This is a genomic window from Sphingomonas koreensis (assembly GCF_002797435.1).
Taxonomy (GTDB): Bacteria; Pseudomonadota; Alphaproteobacteria; order Sphingomonadales; family Sphingomonadaceae; genus Sphingomonas; species Sphingomonas koreensis.
Map to the genome: position 1 here is coordinate 799,757 of NZ_PGEN01000001.1, position 21,094 is coordinate 820,850.

The 21,094-nt window shown below is 67.1% G+C and carries 13 protein-coding genes; 3 read left to right on the forward strand and 10 right to left on the reverse strand.

All coding sequences use genetic code 11. The features are described from left to right. Nucleotides 1–28: 28 nt before the first annotated feature. From BDW16_RS03805 to BDW16_RS03845, 9 genes are all read right to left on the reverse strand, one after another. Nucleotides 29–343: a hypothetical protein gene (locus tag BDW16_RS03805; RefSeq protein WP_066576184.1), complete on the reverse strand. Its 315-nt coding sequence runs from the start codon at nt 341–343 to the stop codon at nt 29–31. After that, a complete protein-coding gene (locus BDW16_RS03810; protein ID WP_066576186.1) occupies nt 343–2,007 on the reverse strand; it encodes an AMP-binding protein in 1,665 nt (554 codons plus the stop codon). Before BDW16_RS03810 ends, BDW16_RS03805 begins: the two co-directional genes overlap by 1 nt. Beyond that, nucleotides 2,004–3,596, reverse strand: coding sequence for a tannase/feruloyl esterase family alpha/beta hydrolase (locus BDW16_RS03815; protein WP_066576188.1), 1,593 nt, complete (start codon nt 3,594–3,596; stop codon nt 2,004–2,006). The genes BDW16_RS03810 and BDW16_RS03815 overlap by 4 nt, the downstream gene beginning before the upstream one ends. Continuing rightward, on the reverse strand, nt 3,593–4,483 hold the full coding sequence (locus BDW16_RS03820) for an alpha/beta hydrolase (RefSeq protein ID WP_066576193.1): 891 nt from the start codon (nt 4,481–4,483) through the stop codon (nt 3,593–3,595). The genes BDW16_RS03815 and BDW16_RS03820 overlap by 4 nt, the downstream gene beginning before the upstream one ends. Further along, nucleotides 4,480–5,940: a carboxylesterase/lipase family protein gene (locus BDW16_RS03825; protein WP_066576194.1), complete on the reverse strand. Its 1,461-nt coding sequence runs from the start codon at nt 5,938–5,940 to the stop codon at nt 4,480–4,482. The genes BDW16_RS03820 and BDW16_RS03825 overlap by 4 nt, the downstream gene beginning before the upstream one ends. After that, nucleotides 5,937–9,212: a family 78 glycoside hydrolase catalytic domain gene (locus BDW16_RS03830; protein ID WP_125958782.1), complete on the reverse strand. Its 3,276-nt coding sequence runs from the start codon at nt 9,210–9,212 to the stop codon at nt 5,937–5,939. The genes BDW16_RS03825 and BDW16_RS03830 overlap by 4 nt, the downstream gene beginning before the upstream one ends. Before the next feature lie 12 nt (nt 9,213–9,224). Further along, nucleotides 9,225–12,140 carry a TonB-dependent receptor gene (locus tag BDW16_RS03835; RefSeq protein WP_066576198.1) on the reverse strand — a complete coding sequence of 972 codons (2,916 nt, stop codon included), beginning with the start codon at nt 12,138–12,140 and terminating at the stop codon, nt 9,225–9,227. Nucleotides 12,141–12,202: 62 nt separating this feature from the next. Then, a complete protein-coding gene (locus BDW16_RS03840; protein WP_066576200.1) occupies nt 12,203–13,300 on the reverse strand; it encodes a FecR family protein in 1,098 nt (365 codons plus the stop codon). Further along, nucleotides 13,297–13,830: an RNA polymerase sigma factor gene (locus tag BDW16_RS03845; protein WP_066576202.1), complete on the reverse strand. Its 534-nt coding sequence runs from the start codon at nt 13,828–13,830 to the stop codon at nt 13,297–13,299. Before BDW16_RS03845 ends, BDW16_RS03840 begins: the two co-directional genes overlap by 4 nt. A 138-nt stretch (nt 13,831–13,968) precedes the next feature. On the opposite strand from BDW16_RS03845, the gene BDW16_RS03850 reads away from it, so the two are divergent. Continuing rightward, the gene (locus BDW16_RS03850) at nt 13,969–14,862 is read left to right on the forward strand and encodes an alpha/beta fold hydrolase (RefSeq protein ID WP_066576204.1); all 894 of its coding nucleotides are present in this window, start codon (nt 13,969–13,971) and stop codon (nt 14,860–14,862) included. Between the two features lie 6 nt (nt 14,863–14,868). Here the strand turns inward: BDW16_RS03850 and BDW16_RS03855 are convergent, their stop codons facing one another. Next, the gene (locus tag BDW16_RS03855; protein WP_066576206.1) at nt 14,869–15,939 is read right to left on the reverse strand and encodes a LuxR C-terminal-related transcriptional regulator; all 1,071 of its coding nucleotides are present in this window, start codon (nt 15,937–15,939) and stop codon (nt 14,869–14,871) included. A 164-nt stretch (nt 15,940–16,103) separates the two neighbouring features. On the opposite strand from BDW16_RS03855, the gene BDW16_RS03860 reads away from it, so the two are divergent. Both BDW16_RS03860 and rpoB read left to right on the forward strand, forming a co-directional pair. Continuing rightward, nucleotides 16,104–16,667 (forward strand): hypothetical protein, encoded by a 564-nt coding sequence (locus tag BDW16_RS03860; RefSeq protein ID WP_066576212.1) that lies wholly within the window; start codon nt 16,104–16,106, stop codon nt 16,665–16,667. Between the two features lie 262 nt (nt 16,668–16,929). Further along, nucleotides 16,930–21,084 (forward strand): DNA-directed RNA polymerase subunit beta, encoded by a 4,155-nt coding sequence (gene rpoB / locus BDW16_RS03865; protein WP_066576214.1) that lies wholly within the window; start codon nt 16,930–16,932, stop codon nt 21,082–21,084. Nucleotides 21,085–21,094 lie beyond the last annotated feature (10 nt).

Consider the following 21,094-nt stretch of genomic DNA (forward strand, 5'->3'; position numbering starts at 1 on the left):
AGGGTCAGTGCAATTGCCGCACCCGATCTCATTTGATCGCAGCCAGGCTGGCTTCGGTCTTGGCGAGCAGCTCGTCGGTCAGCTTGCCGTCCGAATAGGGCTGGAGCTGCTTGAGGCCGAGCCCCTTGATCATCTCGAGCTGCGGCAGCTGGGTCAGGCCGGGCAGTTCCTTGTCGAGCACAGCCTTGGCCGCGTCGTTCGCCAGCAGCTCGCCGATCGGCGTGTCGAGGTTGAACTTGGCTGCAGGCTTGGGGGCGTCCGCTGCGGGAGCCGCCGGCGCGGTCTGGGCGGTCGCAATGGTGGGGACGAGCAGCGCCGCCCCGAGCATGAGGTGAAGCTTCATCACTGGTTCTCCTTGGTTTCGGCGGATTGCGCGCCGGATTGGCTGCCGAGCTCGGCGATCATCGCCTCCCGGATCAGGAACTTCTGGACCTTGCCGGTCACCGTGGTCGGGAATTCCGCGACGATGCGGACGTAGCGGGGCACCTTGAAGTGCGCGATCTGGCCGCGGCAGAAGTCGCGGATGCTTTCTGCATCGGCCTGCGCCCCGGCGCGCAGCCGCACCCAGGCGCACAGTTCCTCGCCCATCCGATCATCGGGCACGCCGACCACCGCGACATCCTCGATCGCCGGGTGGCTGTAGAGAAAGCCCTCGATCTCGCGCGGGTAGATATTCTCGCCACCGCGGATCACCATGTCCTTCAGGCGGCCGACGATATTGGCATAGCCTTCGTCGTCGATCACGGCGAGGTCGCCGCTGTGCATCCAGCCCTCCGCATCGATCGATTCCGCGGTGCGCTCCTGCTCGTCCCAATAGCCGTGCATCACCGAATAGCCGCGCGTGCACAGCTCGCCCGGCTGGCCGACCGGGACGATATTGCCGTCGAGGTCGATCAGCTTGCTTTCGAGATGCGGCTGCACCCGGCCGATCGATCCGGTGCGGCGGTGGATCGGATCGTCGAGCGCGGTCTGGAAGCTCACGGGACTGGTCTCGGTCATGCCGTAGCCGATCGTCACGTCGCGCATGTGCAGCCGATCGATCACCTCGCGCATCAGCGGCTCGGGGCAGATCGCGCCGGCCATGCAGCCGGTACGCAGCGAAGTGACATCGAGGCTGTCGAGCACGGGATGCGCGAGCATCGCGATGAACATCGTCGGCACGCCGTAGAGCGCAGTGCAGCGCTCCGCCGCTACCGCGCGCAACGCCGCCTCTGGATCGAAGCCGGGCGCGGGATAGACCATCGCCGCGCCGTGGGTCAGGCTGGCGAGGTTCCCCATCACCATGCCGAAGCAATGGTAGAGCGGCACGGGAATGCAGATGCGATCCTGTGCGCTCAGCCCCATGCCGCGACCTACGAAATAGCCGTTGTTGAGGATGTTGCGATGGCTGAGCGTCGCGCCCTTGGGCAGGCCGGTGGTGCCGCTGGTGAACTGGATGTTGATCGGATCGCTGGGGTGAAGATCCTCAGGCAGCGCGCCCGCCAGATGCGCCGCGACATCGGCAAAGCTCAGCCAGCCCGGCCGTTCGTTCTCGCCGATCAGGATCCGTGCGCGCAGCGTCGGCAGCCGTTCCGGCCCCAGCGTCTCGACCATCTCGGCGTACGCGCTGGTCTTGAAGCTCTCTGCCGCGACCAAAGCGGCAAGGCCCACCTTGTTGATCGTATATTCGACCTCGGACAGGCGATAGGCCGGGTTGATCGTCACGAGGATCAGCCCGGCACGCGCCGCCGCGAACTGAGTCAGCGTCCATTCGGCGCAATTGGGCGACCAGATGCCGATCCGCTCGCCGGGCTTGAGCCCGAGCGCCAGCAACCCCGACGCCAGCCGATCGGTCCGCGCCAGCAGTTCGGCGAAGCTCCAACGGATGCCCTGCGCGACCGAAACGAGTGCATCGCGCTCGCCCCATTGTTCCGCCGCGCGCACCAGCGCCTCACCGATCGTATGTTCGATCAGCGGCGGCGTGTCCGTGCCACGGACATGGCTGAGTCCGGGAGTGACGAAGCTCATTTGCCGGGCACCTCACAGGTGAAGCTCGCGGCCTCATCGGTCGAACCCTTGCCGTCCCAGCGCGCGACCTTGGGCCAGGCGCAGAGCGGGCGCGTGCGCTGCGCCTTGGCGGGGAAACCGAGATAACCGAACAGGTCGTTATCGAACTTGGTCGCGACGATCCGCTCCGGCGCGGGGCCGCCCTTGTGCCAGGCGTCCAGCGTGCCGAGCGCATCGAACACATTCGGTCCTGGCCCCGCCATGCAGTGCGACATGCCCGGCGCCATGAACAGGCGGATGCGGTCGCGCGCGGCTGGGTCGGCGGCAAGCACGCGGCCGACAAAGCCGATCGTGTTCTCCGGCGGGATCGCGGCGTCCTGCCAGCCATGATACATCAGCAGCTTGCCGCCGCGGCGGAAGAACGCCTTGAGATCGGCACTCTCGATGTCGAGCTCCTTGCCGAGCTTCGCCCTGGCCAGCGGATAGTCGCTGGCCAGGTTGAAGCGCGACGCCGGCCACTCGGCATCGCTGTGGACGAAGTAGCGGAAGAACTCGCCCGAGAATTTCGCGTGCTGGGAGTCGGCGGCAGTCAGCCACATGCCCCAGGTGCCCGGTTCGCCCTCGGCGCCCGGTGCGAAGCCGGGGTAGAAGGACTTGCCGTCCGGCCCCTTCGGCCCCTGATAGAGATGCCGTGCCGACGCGACCTGCGGCGGGGTCAGGCATTCGCCGGTCGCCCCCGGCTTGCACTGAAGCTCGGCCGGATCGAAGCGGCACAGGCGCGGATTCTCGATCACGCCGTCGGCAACACCATCGAGCTTGTCGCATTTGGCGAGCGAGGCGGTCTGCAGCAGCTTGAGCTGGGTCGAGCCGAGCGCCGCGCCGGGCTGGCGCAGCACCTGCGCATTGCTGGCGAAGGCGCTGGCCATCCGTGTCCAGGGAATCGCCGGGGCACCTGCAATGATCGCATCGTAATCGTCGGGGAAGCGCTGCGCCTCCATCAGCGCCTGACGCCCGCCGTCGGAACAGCCATGGAAATAGCTCGCGGCGAGCGGCGCGGGATAATAGGCCGCGATCACCTGTTTCGCGGTCTGCGCGGCGATATGGTTGGCGCGCCAGCCATAGTCCCTGATCTTTTCCGGCGCATTGAGCGCCCAGCTGCCGTCGACGTCGCTCTTGCCGAAATGGCCCATGTCGCTGCCGACCGAGGCATAGCCCCGTGCCAACGCGCCGCGCATCAGCAATGCCGGGATGCCGAGATTGGCGCCGAAGCCGCCATTGCCCGCACCCATCAGCTTGCCGTTCCACGCCGCCCGTTGGGGCAGCCACACCTCGACCTTGATCGACGATCCGGGAACCGGGGTCATCACCGCCTGCACACGGCAGAACGCAGCGCTGGACGGCAGGCCCGGCATGCCGGGGCCGGTATCGACGGTGGCGCCGATCGTTAGCGGGGTCGCCGCCTCGATCTTGCCATTCGCCAGTGCGCGGCCGGTCAGTGCGGTGCAGCTATCCGCCTGTTGGCGCGGCGCCGCGGCGGCCGGCGCCCCGCCTGTGGCCGATCCGGCGGCGAGCGCGATGGCGCTCAGACTTGCAAAGCGGGTCGCTTTCATTTCTTGAGCACTCCCAGCGAATTCATCCATGCCTGCATCCGGTCGGTCCAGACGTCGCTCGGCTTGTCCTGGCGCTTCATGCCAAAGCCGTGGCCGCCACTGGCGAAGGTCGCGAATTCCGAGCGAGCACCCGCCGCACGCCAGGCCGCGTCGAGCCGGGCACTGTCGGTACGCGAAAGCTTGTCGTCGTCGGCGACCGCGACGAACAAGGGCGGCGCTTTCTGCGGCGCGACGATCGGGTCGGGAAGCAGGCCGGGATAGATCGCGGCAGCGAAGTCCGGGCGTGCATCCGGCTTGTTGCCGAGCATCGTCCAGACCGTGACCGCGCCGCCCGCCGAGAAGCCCATCAGGCCGACCCGGTTCGGCTTCACGCCATAGCGCGCGGCGTTGGCGCGGACATGGCGCACCGCCTGCTCACCGTCGGCGGTCGCCAGTGGGCGCAGCGGTTCCACTGCCTTGGCCAGCTCGGGCAGGTTCGTCATGTAGCGCAGCATCGCGAAGGGCAGATCGCCGCCGGTCTTCAGCAGCCGGTAGCGCAGCACGAATGCCGTCACGCCCTGAGCGTTGAGCCATTGCGCGACGGCTTCGCCCTCATTCTCGATCGACAGCAGGTGGAACGCGCCGCCGGGCGCGACGATCACGGCGGTGCCGTTGGCCTTGGCCGGATCGGGCCGATAGACGGTCAGCGTCGCGTCCTCGACATTGGTGACGACGATACCGAAGGGCGCGCGCTTCTCGCGTTCGCCGGGCGATTCCGCGGGCTGGTCCGGCCACACACGCACGACTTCCTGTGCGGACGCGGGTGCCGCGACCGGCATCAGCGCGACCGTGCCCAGTGCGGCGACCGCGGCAAGGCCTGCAAGCAGGCGTAAGGTGATCTTCTTCATTGGGCGTCCCTGATCCTGGCGATGGCGGCGATCGGCGGCGTCGCGGCGGGCGCCATCGCGGTCTTGTCGATATCGATCGCGAGCAGCGTGGGTTTGGCCGGTTCGACCCGATGCCAGCTCGGCAATCCCTTGCCATTGGGATCGCCGGCGCGGGCGAAGTTGGTCCAATAGGTCATGAGCTGTGCCGAAGCGGCGCGGTCGGCCGCACTCGCGTCTGCGGGCAGATTGCCGAACTGGAACGGCACGTCGCTGGCGTGGCCCGCGCCCTTGCCCGGCTCGCGCTTGGCTTGCGCCACATAACCGAAGCGATAGAGCCAGGTCGGCGCGCCGCTCTTCGTGTGACGACCGGCAAGCGCGAGCGCCGGTTCGCCGAAGATCGCGTCACCGGCGAGGTAGCGGATGGCCTTTTCCTCCGAACCATAGGCTGCCTTCACAGCTTCCGCTCCCGGACCAAGTGCCTTGAGCACCGGCCCATTGACCATCGGCAGGAACGGCGCTGGCACAAAGCCAAGCTCGTCGTCATTACTGCCCGCGATGAAGGGGATGCGCGCCTGCTTGCCCGAAGCGAAGACCGCATCGGCATGGCCGGGAACGATCGTGCCGTCGGTGACCGGGCCGGAATAGAAGCCCTCTTCCTTGTTGAGGATCGTGATCCCGCCGCGCACCGTGTCGGCGTGGAGTGCCCGCAGTGCAGCGAGAGCGGCCGCGCCTGAGTTCGCGGCAAAGGCACTGCCCTTCGCCTGCGCATCCGCCAGTGCGGGCCAGCGATCGCGTCCGCCGCCCGATGCGGCAATCGCCTTGGCGAACAGGCCGTTGGCAGCGGGTGACGCCATCAGCCGCGCGACGGACTCGCCACCCGCGCTCTCGCCGAAGATCGTGACGTTCGCCGGATCGCCACCGAATGCCGCGATGTTGCGCTTGACCCAGGCCAGCGCGGCGATCTGGTCCATCAAACCCCAGTTCGCGCCCTGTCCCAGCGCCGGGTGCGCGAAAAAGCCGAAGCGCCCGAGCCGATAGTTGAAGGTCACCACCACGACATCGCGCCTGGCGAGCTGCGTACCGTCGGTCGGAGCGAACGCACCCGATCCGGCGACGAAGCCGCCGCCGTGAATCCAGACCATCACCGGAAGCTTCGCGCCCGCGGCAGGCTTCGGGGTCCAGACGTTGAGGAACAGGCAATCCTCTGCCATCGGCGCGCCGTGGCTGACGTCGCCTGGCACCGCATTCTGCACGCAGTCCGCGCCGAAGCGGGTCGCGTCGCGCGGAGCAGACCAGTGTTGCACGGGCGCAGGCGCCGCCCAGCGCCGCTCGCCCACCGGCGGCGCGGCATAGGGAATACCCTTGAACGAAGCGACGTCATCCGCCGTGGCGCCGTTGAGGGGCCCGCTTTCGATGGTCACCTGTTGCGCGGCGGCGGGCGTCGCGGCGAGCAAGGCGAGGATAAGCAACCGGTTCATGCGCCGCCTCCCGTACGGAATTCGAAGATGCCGGGACCAGTGCGATAAACCGTGTAGCCCCCCTCGCGGCGCAGCAACTCGGCGCCCTGCGGCACGGCGATGGTGCCGAAGCGTTCGGGTACCCAGACCTCGCCGCCGGTATTGGGCGGGACTTCGGCGGTGAGCGTCAGGCGGCCGCCCTCCACCTTCCAGCGGGATGCGGCGCGGCCATGGACCGTCTCCATCACCGCTTCGGCCGAGGCGAGGCCGGTCGGGATCGCCGGCTTGACCAGCACCGTCTTGTAGCCCGGCGCGCCGGGACGCAGGCCGGCAAGGCGCTGGCGCATCCAGTCGGCGATCGACGCGAAATAATGATGGTCGCGCGAGCGGCTTTCGAGGCTCCAGCTTTCGAACATCGTCGAATGACCGTTGGCGATCCACCAGCCCCAGCTCGGCTCGTCGGTACGCGTCGCGACGCGATAGGCGAGATCGGCATGGCCATAGTCGCTGAGCATTTCGAGCAGATGGCGCGTGCCGTAGACGCCGGTGCGCAGTCCCTGCTTGTCGACATCGCGTGCGATCGCGTCGGCGACGCTTTGCTCGCGGCCCCTGGGGGTCATGCCGAAGGCGAGCGGCAGCACGTTCTGGATCTGCGCCGCCGGCCCGGCGACACCCCTGGCATCGACGGTGCGATACCAGCCATTGGCGTCGTCCCAGTAGCGGGCGTTGTAGGCAGTTCGGATCGCCTCGGCGAGCTCACGGTAGCGCGCGGCGTCCTCGGCCTTGCCGATCACCGCCGAGGAGCGTGCCAGCAGATCGGCCTCATGGAAGAAATAGGCGGTGGTCACCGCGTCGACGCCGCCGCCGCGCGCGTTGAGGAAATCGAGGGGGCCTGGCGGCATCCACTCGCTCAGCCCTGCGGCGCGGCGATAGTCGGGCGCCTTGATATAGGTGGCGGTATAATCGACCAGCCGCCGCTGCATGTCGTGGCTCTGCGCCAGGATGCGTGTGTCGCCATAGGTGGTGTAGAGTTCCCATGGCAGGATCAGCGCGGCGGCATCCCACGGCGTGGTCGGCCCCCAGATGATGCTCCAGCCCGGTGTGTTCTCGTACCCGTAATAGGGCGTCGCCGGGACGATCTCTGGCAGTTCGCCGTTGGGCGCCTGCGCATCGCGAAAGTCAGCGAGCCATTTGGTCCAGACCCGCGCGATGTCGAGGCTGCGCGCCGCCGCGCCCGCCGATGCCTGGGCGTCGCCGGTCCAGCCATTCTTCTCGAACGCCGGGGTGTCGGTGACGAAGCCGTGGAGGTTGTTGAGAATGGTACCGGTCGCCGCCGCATCGATCTTGCCGAGCAGCGGGTTGGCGCTGGCGAAGCTGCCGGTGCGGGCAACGGCGGAATGGACGATCCGCGCCTTGAGCGTCGCGCCGGGCACCCCGCGCAGCTCGACATAGCGGAAGCCGCGATAGCCGAAGCTCGGCTCCCAGCGCTCGACGCCCTTCCCTGCCAGCGTGTAGCGGTCGGTCTGGAGCTGGGCGTGGATCAGGCCGGAGACCGGCACGACGCGGCCGTCCGCCGCAAGCTTCTCGCCCGCGATCATCGAGACGGTGGCGCCGCGAGGCCCGCGGACCTCGAGCACCGGACGGCCGGCGACGATGCGGCCGAAATCATGCACCCGGACCCCCGGGGCGACTTCCTTGACCGCAACGGCATCGATCGTCTCGACCGCCTCGATCGGCTCCGCATTGGCGGCGGCGAGCTTCCCGGCGGGGCCGGCGATGACCGCCGCGGGCCGCCAGTTCGCGCGGAAACCTGGACGGTCCCAGCCAGCGGGCAGCAGCCGTGCGTCGTAGCGTTCGCCGCGATGGACGGAGTCGCTGCGGGTGGGGCCGTCGGCGGCTTGCCAGTCCCCGCCGGTCGCGACCGTCTGGCGAGTGCCGTCGGCATAGTCGATCTCGAGCTGGGCCTTGAGTGCGGGCGCGGCGCGCCACGGCGCTGCGTGGAAATACCATTCGTCGGGATCGGTGAGCGCGTACCAGCCCCGGCCGAGTTCGGCGCCGAGCACATTCTCGCCCGGACGAAGCTGAGCGGTCAGGTCTTGGGTGTAGCTCAGCACGCGCTTGTCATAGGCGGTGAAGCCCGCACCGAGCGGCGATCCGACCTGTGCACCGTTGAGCAGGACCCGAGGCATCCCGGCCCCCGCATAATAGAGACGCGCGCGCGCGATTGGCTTACGCGCGACGGCGAAGCTGCGGCGCACCAGCGGCGCGGGTGCCTCGATCGGCAGGACGAAGGCGACCCGGGGCACGCCCGCGGGAATGGCCAGCCCGTCCGCCTCGACTGAGCCGCCGGTGAACGGGTTGTCGTTGTGCGCGAAGTCGGTGCGGAACGGCGCGCTGCCCGTACCGGTCACCGCGACCGAATGGATCGTCGCGGTCCTGGGATCGGCGGCCGCGAAGCCGATCGTACCGTGCGTGTGCGTCGCATCCTCTAGCGTATCGACCGTCTTGCCGTCGAGCTGAGTGACGATGCGCGATCCTTCGGCGCGGATCCTCAGGCGGCTGCGCTTGTCCTTGAGCGGCCTAGCGAGCGGGATGCGCTTGAGCACATCGGTCTTCACGCTCGCGCTCGATCCACCGGGATAGCGGCGCACGCTGGCGGTCAGCGTGGCGCCTTCGGCGCCGTCGCTCAGCGTCCAGACATAGGCATCGCCATAGGTCTTGCCGCTGGGCAGCGCGCGGAAGAGGATATCGATCGACTTGCCGGTCAGCGTCAGATCGATGTCGAGCGTCAGGTTGCGCCAGTCATGCGCGTCGGGCGTGCGCCCGGCGATCCATCGCGCCTGCCAGTCGGCGGGAGCGAGCAGGCCCATCTCCCAGAAGCCCGGCGTGCTCCAGCCGCTGACGCGGCCCTCCCCGTCCCAGGCCTGGACCCGCCACCAATAGCGGCCGCGCGAGGCGAGCGCGGGGCCGGCATAGGCGATGTGGATATTGTCTGCGGAGGCGACCTTGCCGCTGTCCCAGACGAATTCCCCCCGTTCCAGCGCTTCGGGCGAATGCGCGACCTGGATGCGGTATGCGGTCTGGCGCGCAACGGGCGAGCGCCAGGCGAGCCGCGGCGCGGGCTCATCGAGACCGATCGGCCCCGTCGCATATTCGGCGCGCAGCCCCTCCGGCACCTTCGCCGGATCCGCCGCCTGAGCGGGCGCCAAGGCGACCAGCAGAAGCGCCCCGGCAAAAACCCGGAAGCGGCCGATGCGGTGGCCGCTTCCGGAAAGGGGGAGTGTACGCAACACGCCGACAGGCCTCTAGAATTTCGTTCTGACGCCGAACGAGACCAGCCGGCCCAGCGAGAAGCCGTTGGTGTATCCGGTCGAGCTGTTGAGGTACGGCGCGTCCTGATCGAACACATTCTCGACGTTGATCGTCAGCATCGAGTTCTTGAGCGCGCCGCCCAGATCATAGGCGAAGAAGAGATCGACGGTGTTGAAGCTACTCACCCGCGTCTGAGGCGGGACGCCCAGCATCGGATAGCCGCCGCGATGGCCGAGCGTGGCGCGCGCAGTGAAATCGCCGACTTTCGCGCCCAGCGCGGCGTTGAGCGCGAGGCGCCCGGTGCCGTTCTTGAGGTTGTCGTCGAAGCCAGCGCCCTGAACCGCCTGGGTCTTGCGGTTGAGCGTATAGGTGCCGGAGATGCCGGCGTTGATCGATCCGAACCCGGTCTCACGCAGATAGGCGATATTGAAATCGATGCCATCGACATGGATCGCGCCCAGATTGGTGCGGCGAGCGTCCATGATCACATAGGGCGACGTGCCGAAATACAGACTGTCGAGGCTCGGCGCACCGTTGAGCGGCCTGCTGCCGACCAGCGCCTTGACCTGCGCCAGCGTCGGATTGGTGATGTAGAAGCTCTTATAGCCCGGATCGGTGAAAAAGACCGGCGACAGGAATGGCGGCACCGAGATCGCATCGGTGAAGCGGACATTGTAATAGGTCGCGCTCACCACCAGGCCTTGGACCGCCTTGGGCGTCCAGTCGAAACCGACCGACCAGGTCGTTGCCTTCTCAGGCTTCAGATTGGCATTCCCGCCCGCTAGGATGATCGTCGGCCGCAGAATATCGAGCGGCGAGCTGTTCGACGCGCGAAACGGGCTGAACAGCAGGATCTGCGCGCGGGCATCGGCCAGGCTGGTGGTGTCGGCCAGGCTGGGCGCGTGGAACGAGGTGCCGTAATTGCCCCGGATCAGCAGATCGTCGAACGGCTTGTAGTTGACGCCGACCTTGGGGTTGGTGGTGCCGCCGACATCGTCATAGCTGTCGTGCCGGATCGAGCCGGAGATCTGAAAGGCGCGCAGGCCCGGCATCCCGTTTCCCGCTCCGACCAGCGGGATCAGCGCCTCGGCGAACGCCGATTTCACATGGCGGCTGGTCACCGACCCCATCGCACTTGTGAACACATTGCGGCGATCCAGCGAGACGAGCGAGTCGAGCTTCTCGAAGAAATACTCGGCACCGATCGCCAGCCGGATGTCGCCGCCGCCGATCGTCGCGACTTTACCGTCAAGGATCGCGCGGGTCTGGAACATCTCCTGATCGGCCTGACCGTAATTCTCGAAGTCGCGGATCGCGGCGAGGACCGCCGGGTTGCTCGCCTCCGGATCATAGGGATTGAGCGCGGTGGCGAGCGTGGTGCCCGCGAGCGCGGCCGTCGCGGCGGTGGCGTTGATCGTCGGCTCCCGGATCAGCGAATAGCTGTTCCCGTAATTCGCCTCGGTACGCAGCTGCCACCGATCGCTCAGATCGATCGAAAGGCTGGGTGAGACCCCCCAGCTGTCGAAGCGGGCACGGCTCTCCATGCTCTCGCCGAACGCGTCGGCGAAGGAGATGGCGACGCTCTGCACGGGCGACAGGCCGATCGGACGGAAATAGGGATTGGTGAAGACCATCGTGCCGGTGAAGCCGGGCGTGGCATTCAGCCGGGTGGTGTCGCGACGCGACCAGTAGACGGTCGCCTGGAAATCGACACTATCGCTGAGCGCCTGGGTCAGGCCGGCAAACACGGCGTGGCGCCGTTCACGCGGATAGATGTCCGCATAATCGGTCGTGTCGCACTTGTTCACAGTGCCGGGCGTGAGGCCCGGCGCCGCATGGCTGATGCCGCCCACGGTGAAGTTTCCCGGCGAGCACGTGGTCGCACGAAAATCCTGCCCGCCGCGCGCGCTATGATCGGCACGCACATAGTCGCGGTCGATGCCGAGGATATTGTCGTGCCAGGCATAGCTGTACGAGGCGAAGAGCGAGCCGCTGCCCCAATCCTTGCCGACGGTGATGTTGCCGTCGACCGTCTTGTAGTCGTCAGCGAAGCCATAGCGCACATTGGCGCCGACCCCGTCGAAGCGCTTGCGGGTGATGAAGTTGATGACGCCGCCGATCGCGTCCGAACCATAGATCGCCGAGCCGCCATCGGGCACCACTTCGACCCGATCGATCAGATCGGGCGGAACGATCGAGGGATCGACCGAGGTCTGGAGCACACCCGCGCCGACCATGCGCCGACCGTTCATCAGCACGAGCGTGGTGGTACCGCCCGAAGCGCCGAGGTTGCGGATATTGGGCCGCACGATCGGGATCGACATGTCGCCGCTGCCGCTGGGCACGGTGTTGAAGTTGCCGACCTGCGGGATCGAGGCGAGCAGGTCGTTCGCCGATGCCGCACCGCTGGCGACGATCTGTTCCCGCTTCACGCTGACGACATTGGTGCCGGTCGGCGCGACGCCGCGCAGCAGCGTGCCGGTGACGACGACCTCGCCCTCGCCCGCCGGATCGGCCGACGCCTCTTCAACTGCCGCGGGCGCCACCTCGGAAGTCTGGAGCGGTCGCGGAGCAGGAGCGGCCACCGCCTCGATCACGAAGGCACCGCCCGAAGCGGCGCGCGCGCGCAGACCATGGCCCGCGATCAACCGGTCGATCGCCTCGGCGACCGAATAGCTGCCCCGGATCGCCAGCGCGCGCTTGCCGCGCACCAACGCCGGGTTGAAGATGATCTCGGTCCGCGTCTGGCGACCGAGCTGCGTCAGCGCGGACGACAGGCTCTGCGCTTCGAGCTGGACCGGCGCGCGCGTAGCGGCCTGTGCGGCCGCAGGCACGACGGTCAGCGCCAGCGGCGCGATGCTGACCAGAGCCAGCAGGCGAAGTGCAGATGTACGGCGGTTGCTACGCATGGTTTCCCCTCCCTTGCAAAGCTGGCTTCAACCAGTCTTCAAAAGGTCAGGACGTGTGCGGATCAGTTTTCCACATCGGCCCGCGAAGTTTTTTTCGCGGAGGCGTTCGCGATGACCAGGCTTCCGTCCGCCTGCCTGTCGATCCGCACGGGCAGCAACTCGCGCACCAGCCCCGTGAAACGATCGGCGTCGCCGGTGCGGAACACGCCGCTGATCCGCATCCGTCCAGTCTCATCGTCGAGCACGCGGATCGGCGCGGCGGTGTAGCGGCTCATTTCCGCGGCCGCGCTGGCCAGCGGCGCATCCTCGAGCGACACATAGCCGTCGCGCCACAGCAGTTCGTCGCCGACGTCCACCGGCGCCACGCGCTGCGGCACGCCCAGCTCGGCGACCAGCGCCTGGCCGGGCTTGAGCAGCGTGGGCGCAGGCGCGGAGGCTTCGGGCGTCGCGGCGGCATGATCGACGACGACGCGCCCCTCGACCAGCACGACCTTCATCCGGCCGGGATCGAGGCGGACTTCGAAGACGGTGCCGAGCGCCGTCACACGGCGCCCCGCGGCTTCGACGGTAAACGGCCGGGCGGGGTCCTTTGCGACCTCGAACAGCGCCTGACCGCGCGTCAGCCGGACGAGGCGACCGTTCGGGGTGTAGGCCAGCGCGACCGCCGTGTCGGTGTTGAGCGTCACCCGCGTGCCATCGGGCAGGCGGACGATGCGGCGCTCGCCCTTCGCGGTCGCGAACCGCATCGGTGCGGGCTGCGCGCCCGCAGCCGCGGACGCGACCTCTCCGGCCGGCCCCCGCGCCGGACCGCCGTTCAACCCGAGTTGGCCCGGGAGCATCAGCGCCGCCGCAGTCAGACAGGCAGCAAGCCCCGTTCCCACGACCGGGATCACCCAGCGCCGCGGCGTCGGCCTTGTAGCGAGCGCCGCCTGGCGCAGCGCAGTGAGATGGGGATCGGCGTCAGCCTGATCGAACACGTCCCACACGCCATTGGCCTTGCGGAAAGCGCGGGCATGGATCTCGCTCGCCGCGAGCCAGGCGTCGAAGCTGGCCTGCTCGGCGGGAGTCAGATCGCCCCGGTCGTGCTGCAATACCCAGTAGATCGCAGCCTCGTCCGGAGTCATGCCCAGCGTCGGATTGGTGCGCGCGAGCGAGATCATTGGTCGCCCATCCGCTGAACGAGGTGCGACATCGCACGCGTCATATGCTTCTCGACCGCGCTGACCGAGATGCCCAGCCGCGCGGCGATATCCAGGTATCGCATGCCTTCCAGGCGTCGCATCACGAAGACCATTCGCGTCCGTTCCGGCAGTTCGAGCAGCACGGCGGTGGCGCGCACCAGCGCCTCCTTGCCCAGTAGGACGCGCTCGGGCGAAAAATCCACATCGCCATGCTGCTGGCCGTCGAACGCTTCGTGATCCGCTTCGTGCCGGCTGCGCTTGCGGCGCAACCGGTCGTTTAGCACACTGCTCGCAGTCTCGAAGACGTAACCGCCTACCTTGTCGACATCCTCGAGGCTGCCGCGCTTGGCGAGCCGCAGGAACACTTCCTGGATCAGATCCTCGATCTCACCCCGATCGCGGAGGCGGCGCGAGAAGTAACGGTCCAGCGACGCGCGGAAGCGCGCATCGAGCGCTTCAAGCGACGCGTTGCTCTCGCCGCGATGGGATCGTCTGGTACTGTCGCTCATCACCCTATGCCTCGCGCGCGAGGCTGGGACAGTTCGCCGGGCTTGGCAATCCACGATGATTCCAGTGCTTTACCTGACAGGTAATCGCCTGTCCGACGGCGCGCGCCTATCCCGACCTCAGCAACCGAGGAGGCCCAGATGAATCGCCGCGACCTGATGCTCACCCTATCCGCGGCTGCCGCCGCCGCGACCCTCGCCACGCCTGCCCGAGCCGCCGGGAAACCGGCCCGGACGCCCGCCCGCGTCGCTGCGCGTGACGGGACGCAGCTGTTCGTCCGCCGCTGGGGCAAGGGCCGCCCGATCGTCTTCACGCATAGCTGGGCGCTCGACAGCACGATGTGGAGCAGGCTGTTCCTCGACCTCGCCGAGCGAGGCTTCGAGTGTATCGGGTTTGACCGGCGCGGGCACGGCCGCTCGGACGCGCCCGCGACGGGCTATGACATGGATACGCTTGCCGACGATGTCGCAACGGTGATCGGCGACCGGCACGGCGTGATCCTGGTCGGTCATTCGATGGGGGCGGCCGAAATCCTGCGCTATGCCCAGCGTCACGGCACCGCGCGGATCGCGAAGATCGTGCTGCTCGCCCCGGTCACGCCGTTCCTGCTGAAGACCGCCGACAATGCGCTCGGCGCGCCCGAGGCGTTCTACGAGCAGATTCGAGCGGAATGGCGCCGGGATTTCCCCAGATGGATCGAGGCAAACAAGGCGCCCTTCTTCACCCCCGAAACCTCGGTCGAGACAATGGACGCGATGAAGGCGATGATGCTGAACACCTGGCTGCCCGCCGCGATCGAATGCAACCGCACGCTGATCGGAACCGACCTGCGCCCTGCCCTCACCAGGGTCGACAAACCCGTACTGGTGATCCACGGCACCAAGGACGCCTCCGCACCCATCGAAATCACCGGACGCCCCACCGCGGCGGGCATAACCGGTGCGGAGCTCAACGTGTATGAAGGTGCGCCGCACGGCCTGTTCGCCACCCATCACGACAGGGTGCGCGACGACATTCTCGCCTTTATCGGTTGAGACGGCCTAGCCCATGACCCGGCGCTCGAGTTCCTCACGCGATGACACACCGATCCGGCGATAGATGCGGCGGCGATAGTCGTGGAGCGTATGCGCACCGATCCCAAGGTCGCGCATGATCTCCCCGGGTCCGCGCGCCATCACCAGATGCCGGGCGACCTCGCGCTCGCGTGGCGAGAGATCCAGTCCGGCGAGGCGGCTCAACACCTTCAACCCCAGCGGAATCTGGCGTTCGATCAATGCATAGCAGCACTGGGATTCCGCAGAGCTGCGATCGCCGCCCGCTCCGGCAAGCGGTCCGACCGGGTAAAACCGGATCATCATGCGTCCATAGGGTGTGGTGCGTGCAACCGCAGGCTCGCGGCCCGCGCGTCGGATCAGCGGCGCGAAGAAATCGGGCGAGGCGTCCTCGATCGCGCAACGCCGGAACTTCTGATCGAACTGGACGCCCAGCAACGCGCGCAGCATCGCCTCATAGCCACTGCTCGCCTCGATCAGATGACCGTCGCAGTCCAGCGTCAGGACGGCCCGCTCGCTGCTGTCGGCATAGTCCACGGGCGGATCGAGACGATCGGCCGCGAGCGCATGTGCGAACGCCGGAACGACCGCGATCAGCATGTCGATCTCGCGGCGCGAATACTCGCATCCGCCCGGTTCGCGCGTGGCGAGCACGACGCCGCGCACTTCCTGCCCGTCGCGTACGAAGACGTCGAAGCCGTGACCAATGCCATAGGGGCGGCAACATTCGTTGTAGAAGAGCGACGCACGGAACTCGGGCATGCGCGTGGTTTCAGCCGCCGCACCGAACGGCTGCCCTCGCCGCACGAGGCTGGAGAAACCCGGAACCCTCATATCGTCGCAGGCGAGCAGTGCGGCGTTCACTTCCAGCGCTGCGGGAATGATCCAGGGCAGATGGAAGTCGGCCGGTCGGCCGAACTGGTCGATCCAGACGAACATGCAGAAGTGGCCGGGCACCAGTTCGGCCAATGCCTTGAGCATTTCCGGAATGACCGCGCGGCTGGGCAGGCCAAGCCGGGCCAGCTGCGAAAGATGGGCAAGCGCGGCGTGATTACGCACCGGGAGCCTCCTCACCAGTTTTCCGTATCGAGACCGATCAACCCGCGAGGACGGCGCCGCGCCGGCGGCCAATCCTTCCCCCTATCGGGGGAAGCAATGCCATCGCGGTGCTGGCTAAGCAAGCGCATCCGGGAAGCCGGAAGAGGCGGACAACGGGGGACACTATGATCGTCATCTTCATCGCGGCGGGAGTTCTCGCCATCGTCGGCGCAGCGGTTCTCGGCCGGGAGTTCGGCCGGGCTCGCCTGCCGCCGGCCCAGGACGGCCCCGGCGCCTCCAAGCCCGAAGGCTGTGAAAACGCCGTCAAGGAGTGGGATGATGCGCGGCAAAAGGCGTGCAACGCCAAGCGCGAACAGGATGCCGCGCAGATTCTTGCCACCGATCTTCGCGGGCAGGTGGTGGCTGCAACCGCCGTGCATGTGGCGCTGGTCATCGCCGCGGTCGCGACCTACGCCGCCGCTGCAGCAGCCATTGCGACGGTGTTCGGGATTCCCGCCGGGATTGTCCTGACCGGTGTCGCGATCGGTCTCACCGTCGCTGCGGCCGCCGCGTTGCTCGTGCTCGTCGGCCTGACGGCGTCGCTGACCGCAGCGGACGACGATCTGCTTCTGAAGATCAGGAACCGTCAGGACTGGGACAATCGGGTGGCCGACCTTCGAGCCGCCATCAACCGCACATGCCCCGTCGAACGGGCCGAGGCCGCTCTGGCCCGTCCCGGTCCCTGCTGATCGCGATGCCGGAAAAGTCGGGACGGGCGTTTGACAGCGCCCGCCCCGTTTCCTATATCCGCCCCTCATCCGATCGGTCGGGAAATGATGTGCCGTCGCGCAGCGCATCGAACGAATTGGCCGCCGGGGACCATAGACGCTTGAGAGGCTGAGTTATTCTTCTTTTCGAAGAGGAAGTTGCTCGGCCCTTTCGGCGTCTGTTCGCGTGCCTGCCCCGGCGGATACCGGGACGATTTTCAGGCTGACGAGGCAAAACATACCCATGGCAACCAAGGCGATCGAAGGCGGCACCGCAAAGCGCCGCATCCGCAAGGTGTTCGGCGACATCCACGAAGTGGTCCAGATGCCGAACCTGATCGAGGTTCAGCGCGAATCCTACGAACAGTTCCTCCGCAGCGATCCTTCGATCGGCTATGTGTCGGGTCTCGAGAAGACGCTGCGCAGCGTGTTCCCGATCCGCGATTTCGCCGGCACCGCCGAGCTCGACTTCGTCACCTATGAGCTCGAGCAGCCCAAGTTCGACGTCGAGGAATGCCGTCAGCGCGGCATCACCTACGCGGCTCCGATGCGCGTCACCCTCCGCCTGATCGTGTTCGAGGTCGACCCCGATACGGAAGCCCGCTCGGTGCTCGATATCAAGGAGCAGGACGTCTATATGGGCGATATGCCCCTGATGACGGGCAACGGCACCTTCTTCATCAACGGCACCGAGCGCGTTATCGTCAGCCAGATGCACCGGTCGCCGGGCGTCCTGTTCGACCATGACCGCGGCAAGACCCACGCTTCGGGCAAGTATCTGTTCGCGGCGCGCGTGATCCCGTACCGCGGCTCGTGGCTGGACTTCGAGTTCGACGCCAAGGACATCGTCAACGTCCGCATCGACCGCAAGCGCAAGCTGCCGGTGACCTCGCTGCTCTATGCCCTGGGCCTGAACAGCGAAGAGATCCTCAACCACTTCTACAACACCGTGACCTTCGTGCGCGGTCCGGGCGGCTGGCAGATCCCCTTCCAGCCCGAGAACTGGCGCGGCGCGAAGCCGGCGTTCGACATCATCGACGCCAAGACCGGCGAAGTGGTGTTTCCCGCCGGCCAGAAGATCAGCCCGCGTGCCGCCAACAAGGCGCAGAAGGACGGTCTCGAGACGCTGCTCATCCCCACCGAGGAGATCTTCAACCGCTACTCGGCGTTCGACCTGATCAACGAGTCGACGGGCGAAATCTACATCGAGGCGGGCGACGAAGTGTCGGCCGAGAACCTCGAGAAGCTCGACAAGGCGGGCATCGAGCGCATCGAGCTGCTCGACATCGACCACGTCTCGACCGGTCCGTGGATCCGCAATACGCTCAAGGCCGACAAGGCCGAGGAGCGCGAGCAGGCGCTGTCCGACATCTATCGCGTCATGCGCCCCGGCGAGCCGCCGACGCTCGAGACGGCGGAATCGCTGTTCGGCGGCCTGTTCTTCGATCCGGAGCGCTACGACCTGTCGGCCGTGGGCCGCGTCAAGCTGAACATGCGCCTTGACCTCGACGCCGAGGACACGGTGACGACGCTGCGCACCGAGGACATCCTGGCCGTCGTCAAGACGCTGGTCGATCTCAAGGACGGCAAGGGCGAGGTCGACGACATCGACAATCTCGGCAATCGCCGCGTCCGTTCGGTGGGCGAGCTGCTCGAGAACCAGTACCGCGTCGGCCTGCTCCGCATGGAGCGCGCCGTGAAGGAGCGCATGAGCTCGGTCGACGTGTCGACCGTGATGCCGAACGACCTGATCAACGCGAAGCCGGCCGTTGCGGCGGTCCGCGAGTTCTTCGGCTCGTCGCAGCTCTCGCAGTTCATGGACCAGACCAACCCGCTGTCGGAAGTCACCCACAAGCGCCGCGTGTCGGCGCTTGGGCCGGGTGGTCTCACCCGTGAACGCGCCGGCTTCGAAGTCCGCGACGTTCACCCGACGCACTATGGCCGTATCTGCCCGATCGAGACGCCGGAAGGCCCGAACATCGGCCTGATCAACTCGCTGGCGAGCTTCTCGCGCGTCAACAAGTACGGCTTCATCGAGACGCCGTACCGCAAGGTGATCGACGGCAAGGTGACCAACGAGGTCGTCTATCTCTCAGCGATGGAAGAGGCCAAGCACACCATCGCCCAGGCTTCGGCCGAGGTCGATGGCGACAACCGCTTCACCGAGGAACTGGTCTCGGCACGTCAGGCAGGCGAGTTCCTGATGGCGCTCCCCGACCAGATCACGCTGATGGACGTCAGCCCCAAGCAGCTCGTCTCGGTCGCGGCCTCGCTCATTCCGTTCCTGGAAAACGACGACGCCAACCGCGCGCTCATGGGATCGAACATGCAGCGTCAGGCCGTGCCGCTGGTGAAGGCGGAAGCGCCCTTCGTCGGCACCGGCATGGAAGAGACCGTCGCGCGTGACTCCGGCGCCGCGATCGCCGCGCGCCGTGCGGGCATCGTCGACCAGGTCGACGCGTCGCGCATCGTCATCCGCGCTACCGGTGAGGTCTCGGCGGAAGAAAGCGGCGTCGACATCTACACGCTGATGAAGTTCGAGCGTTCGAACCAGTCGACCTGCATCAACCAGCGTCCGCTGGTGAAGGTGGGCGACGTCGTCAACGTGGGCGACGTGATCGCCGACGGCCCATCGACCGAGTTCGGTGAGCTGGCGCTGGGCCGCAACGCGCTCGTCGCGTTCATGCCCTGGAACGGCTACAACTACGAGGACTCGATCCTCATCAGCGAGCGGATCGTGAAGGACGACGTGTTCACGTCGATCCATATCGACGAGTTCGAGGTCATGGCCCGCGACACCAAGCTCGGGCCGGAAGACATCACCCGCGACATCCCGAACGTGGGTGAGGAAGCGCTGCGCAACCTCGACGAGGCGGGCATCGTCTATGTCGGCGCCGAGGTCGAGCCGGGCGACATCCTGGTCGGCAAGATCACGCCGAAGGGCGAAAGCCCGATGACGCCGGAAGAAAAGCTCCTCCGCGCCATCTTCGGTGAAAAGGCCTCGGACGTCCGCGACACCTCGCTCCGCCTGCCCCCGGGCGTGTCGGGCACGATCGTCGACGTTCGCGTCTTCAATCGTCACGGCATCGACAAGGACGAGCGCGCGATGGCGATCGAGCGCGAGGAGATCGAGCGCCTGAAGAAGGACTCGGACGACGAGCGCAACATCCTCAACCGCGCGACCTGGTCGCGTCTGCGCGAGATGCTGCTCGGGCAGACCGCGACCGGCACGCCCAAGGGCCTCAAGAAGGGCTCGGTGATCGACGAGGACCTGCTCGACAGCGTCGATCGCCACGAATGGTGGAAGTTCGCGGTTCAGGACGACAAGGTTCAGAGCGACCTGGAAGCGGTGAAGGGCCAGTATGACGAGGCCGTGAAGCGCATCAAGGACAAGTTCGAGGACCGCCGCGAGAAGCTGGAGCGGGGCGACGAGCTGCCGCCGGGCGTGCTCAAGATGGTCAAGGTCTTCGTCGCGGTGAAGCGCAAGCTGCAGCCGGGCGACAAGATGGCCGGCCGTCACGGCAACAAGGGCGTCATCAGCCGCATCCTGCCGGTCGAGGACATGCCGTTCCTGGAGGACGGCACCCCGGTCGATCTCGTGCTCAACCCGCTGGGCGTGCCGTCGCGCATGAACGTCGGTCAGATCTTCGAGACGCATCTTGGCTGGGCCGCACGCAACCTGGGTATGCAGGTCGCGAGCGCGCTGGAAGACTGGCGTGAGGCCAATCCGGACGCCAAGGCCGGCGAAATGCCGGCCGCGGTCAAGGATCGCCTGGTCGAGATCTATGGCGATCACTATGCCGCCGACATCCAGGCCCGCTCGCCCGAGCAGGTCGTCGAGCTGATCCAGAATGTCCGCACGGGCATCCCGATGGGCACCCCGGTGTTCGACGGCGCGCGCGAGAGCGACGTGTCGGACATGCTGGAGCTGGCGGGTCTCGACACGTCGGGCCAGTCGATCCTGTTCGATGGCCGCACTGGCGACGCCTTCGACCGCAAGGTCACGGTGGGCATCATCTACATGCTGAAGCTCCACCACCTGGTCGACGACAAGATCCACGCCCGTTCGATCGGCCCCTACTCGCTCGTCACCCAGCAGCCGCTGGGCGGCAAGGCGCAGTTCGGCGGCCAGCGCTTCGGCGAAATGGAGGTCTGGGCGCTTCAGGCCTATGGCGCGGCGTACACGCTGCAGGAAATGCTGACGGTGAAGTCCGACGACGTGGTCGGCCGCACCAAGGTCTATGAGGCGATCGTCAAGGGTGACGACACGTTCGAGGCCGGCATTCCGGAGAGCTTCAACGTTCTCGTCAAGGAAATGCGCTCGCTGGGCCTCAACGTCGAACTCAAGAATCTCGACGAGATCGAGGACGGCGACGAGCTGGCCGAGGCGGCGGAATAACGGATTGCAG

What these genes read in the sequence shown, in the direction of transcription:
- BDW16_RS03805 (WP_066576184.1), bottom strand. Translation starts at nt 343, where the DNA reads ATGAAGCTTCACCTCATGCTCGGGGCGGCGCTGCTCGTCCCCACCATT.
- BDW16_RS03810 (WP_066576186.1), bottom strand. Translation starts at nt 2,007, where the DNA reads ATGAGCTTCGTCACTCCCGGACTCAGCCATGTCCGTGGCACGGACACG.
- BDW16_RS03815 (WP_066576188.1), bottom strand. Translation starts at nt 3,596, where the DNA reads ATGAAAGCGACCCGCTTTGCAAGTCTGAGCGCCATCGCGCTCGCCGCC.
- BDW16_RS03820 (WP_066576193.1), bottom strand. Translation starts at nt 4,483, where the DNA reads ATGAAGAAGATCACCTTACGCCTGCTTGCAGGCCTTGCCGCGGTCGCC.
- BDW16_RS03825 (WP_066576194.1), bottom strand. Translation starts at nt 5,940, where the DNA reads ATGAACCGGTTGCTTATCCTCGCCTTGCTCGCCGCGACGCCCGCCGCC.
- BDW16_RS03835 (WP_066576198.1), bottom strand. Translation starts at nt 12,140, where the DNA reads ATGCGTAGCAACCGCCGTACATCTGCACTTCGCCTGCTGGCTCTGGTC.
- BDW16_RS03840 (WP_066576200.1), bottom strand. Translation starts at nt 13,300, where the DNA reads ATGATCTCGCTCGCGCGCACCAATCCGACGCTGGGCATGACTCCGGAC.
- BDW16_RS03845 (WP_066576202.1), bottom strand. Translation starts at nt 13,830, where the DNA reads ATGAGCGACAGTACCAGACGATCCCATCGCGGCGAGAGCAACGCGTCG.
- BDW16_RS03850 (WP_066576204.1), top strand. Translation starts at nt 13,969, where the DNA reads ATGAATCGCCGCGACCTGATGCTCACCCTATCCGCGGCTGCCGCCGCC.
- BDW16_RS03860 (WP_066576212.1), top strand. Translation starts at nt 16,104, where the DNA reads ATGATCGTCATCTTCATCGCGGCGGGAGTTCTCGCCATCGTCGGCGCA.
- rpoB (WP_066576214.1), top strand. Translation starts at nt 16,930, where the DNA reads ATGGCAACCAAGGCGATCGAAGGCGGCACCGCAAAGCGCCGCATCCGC.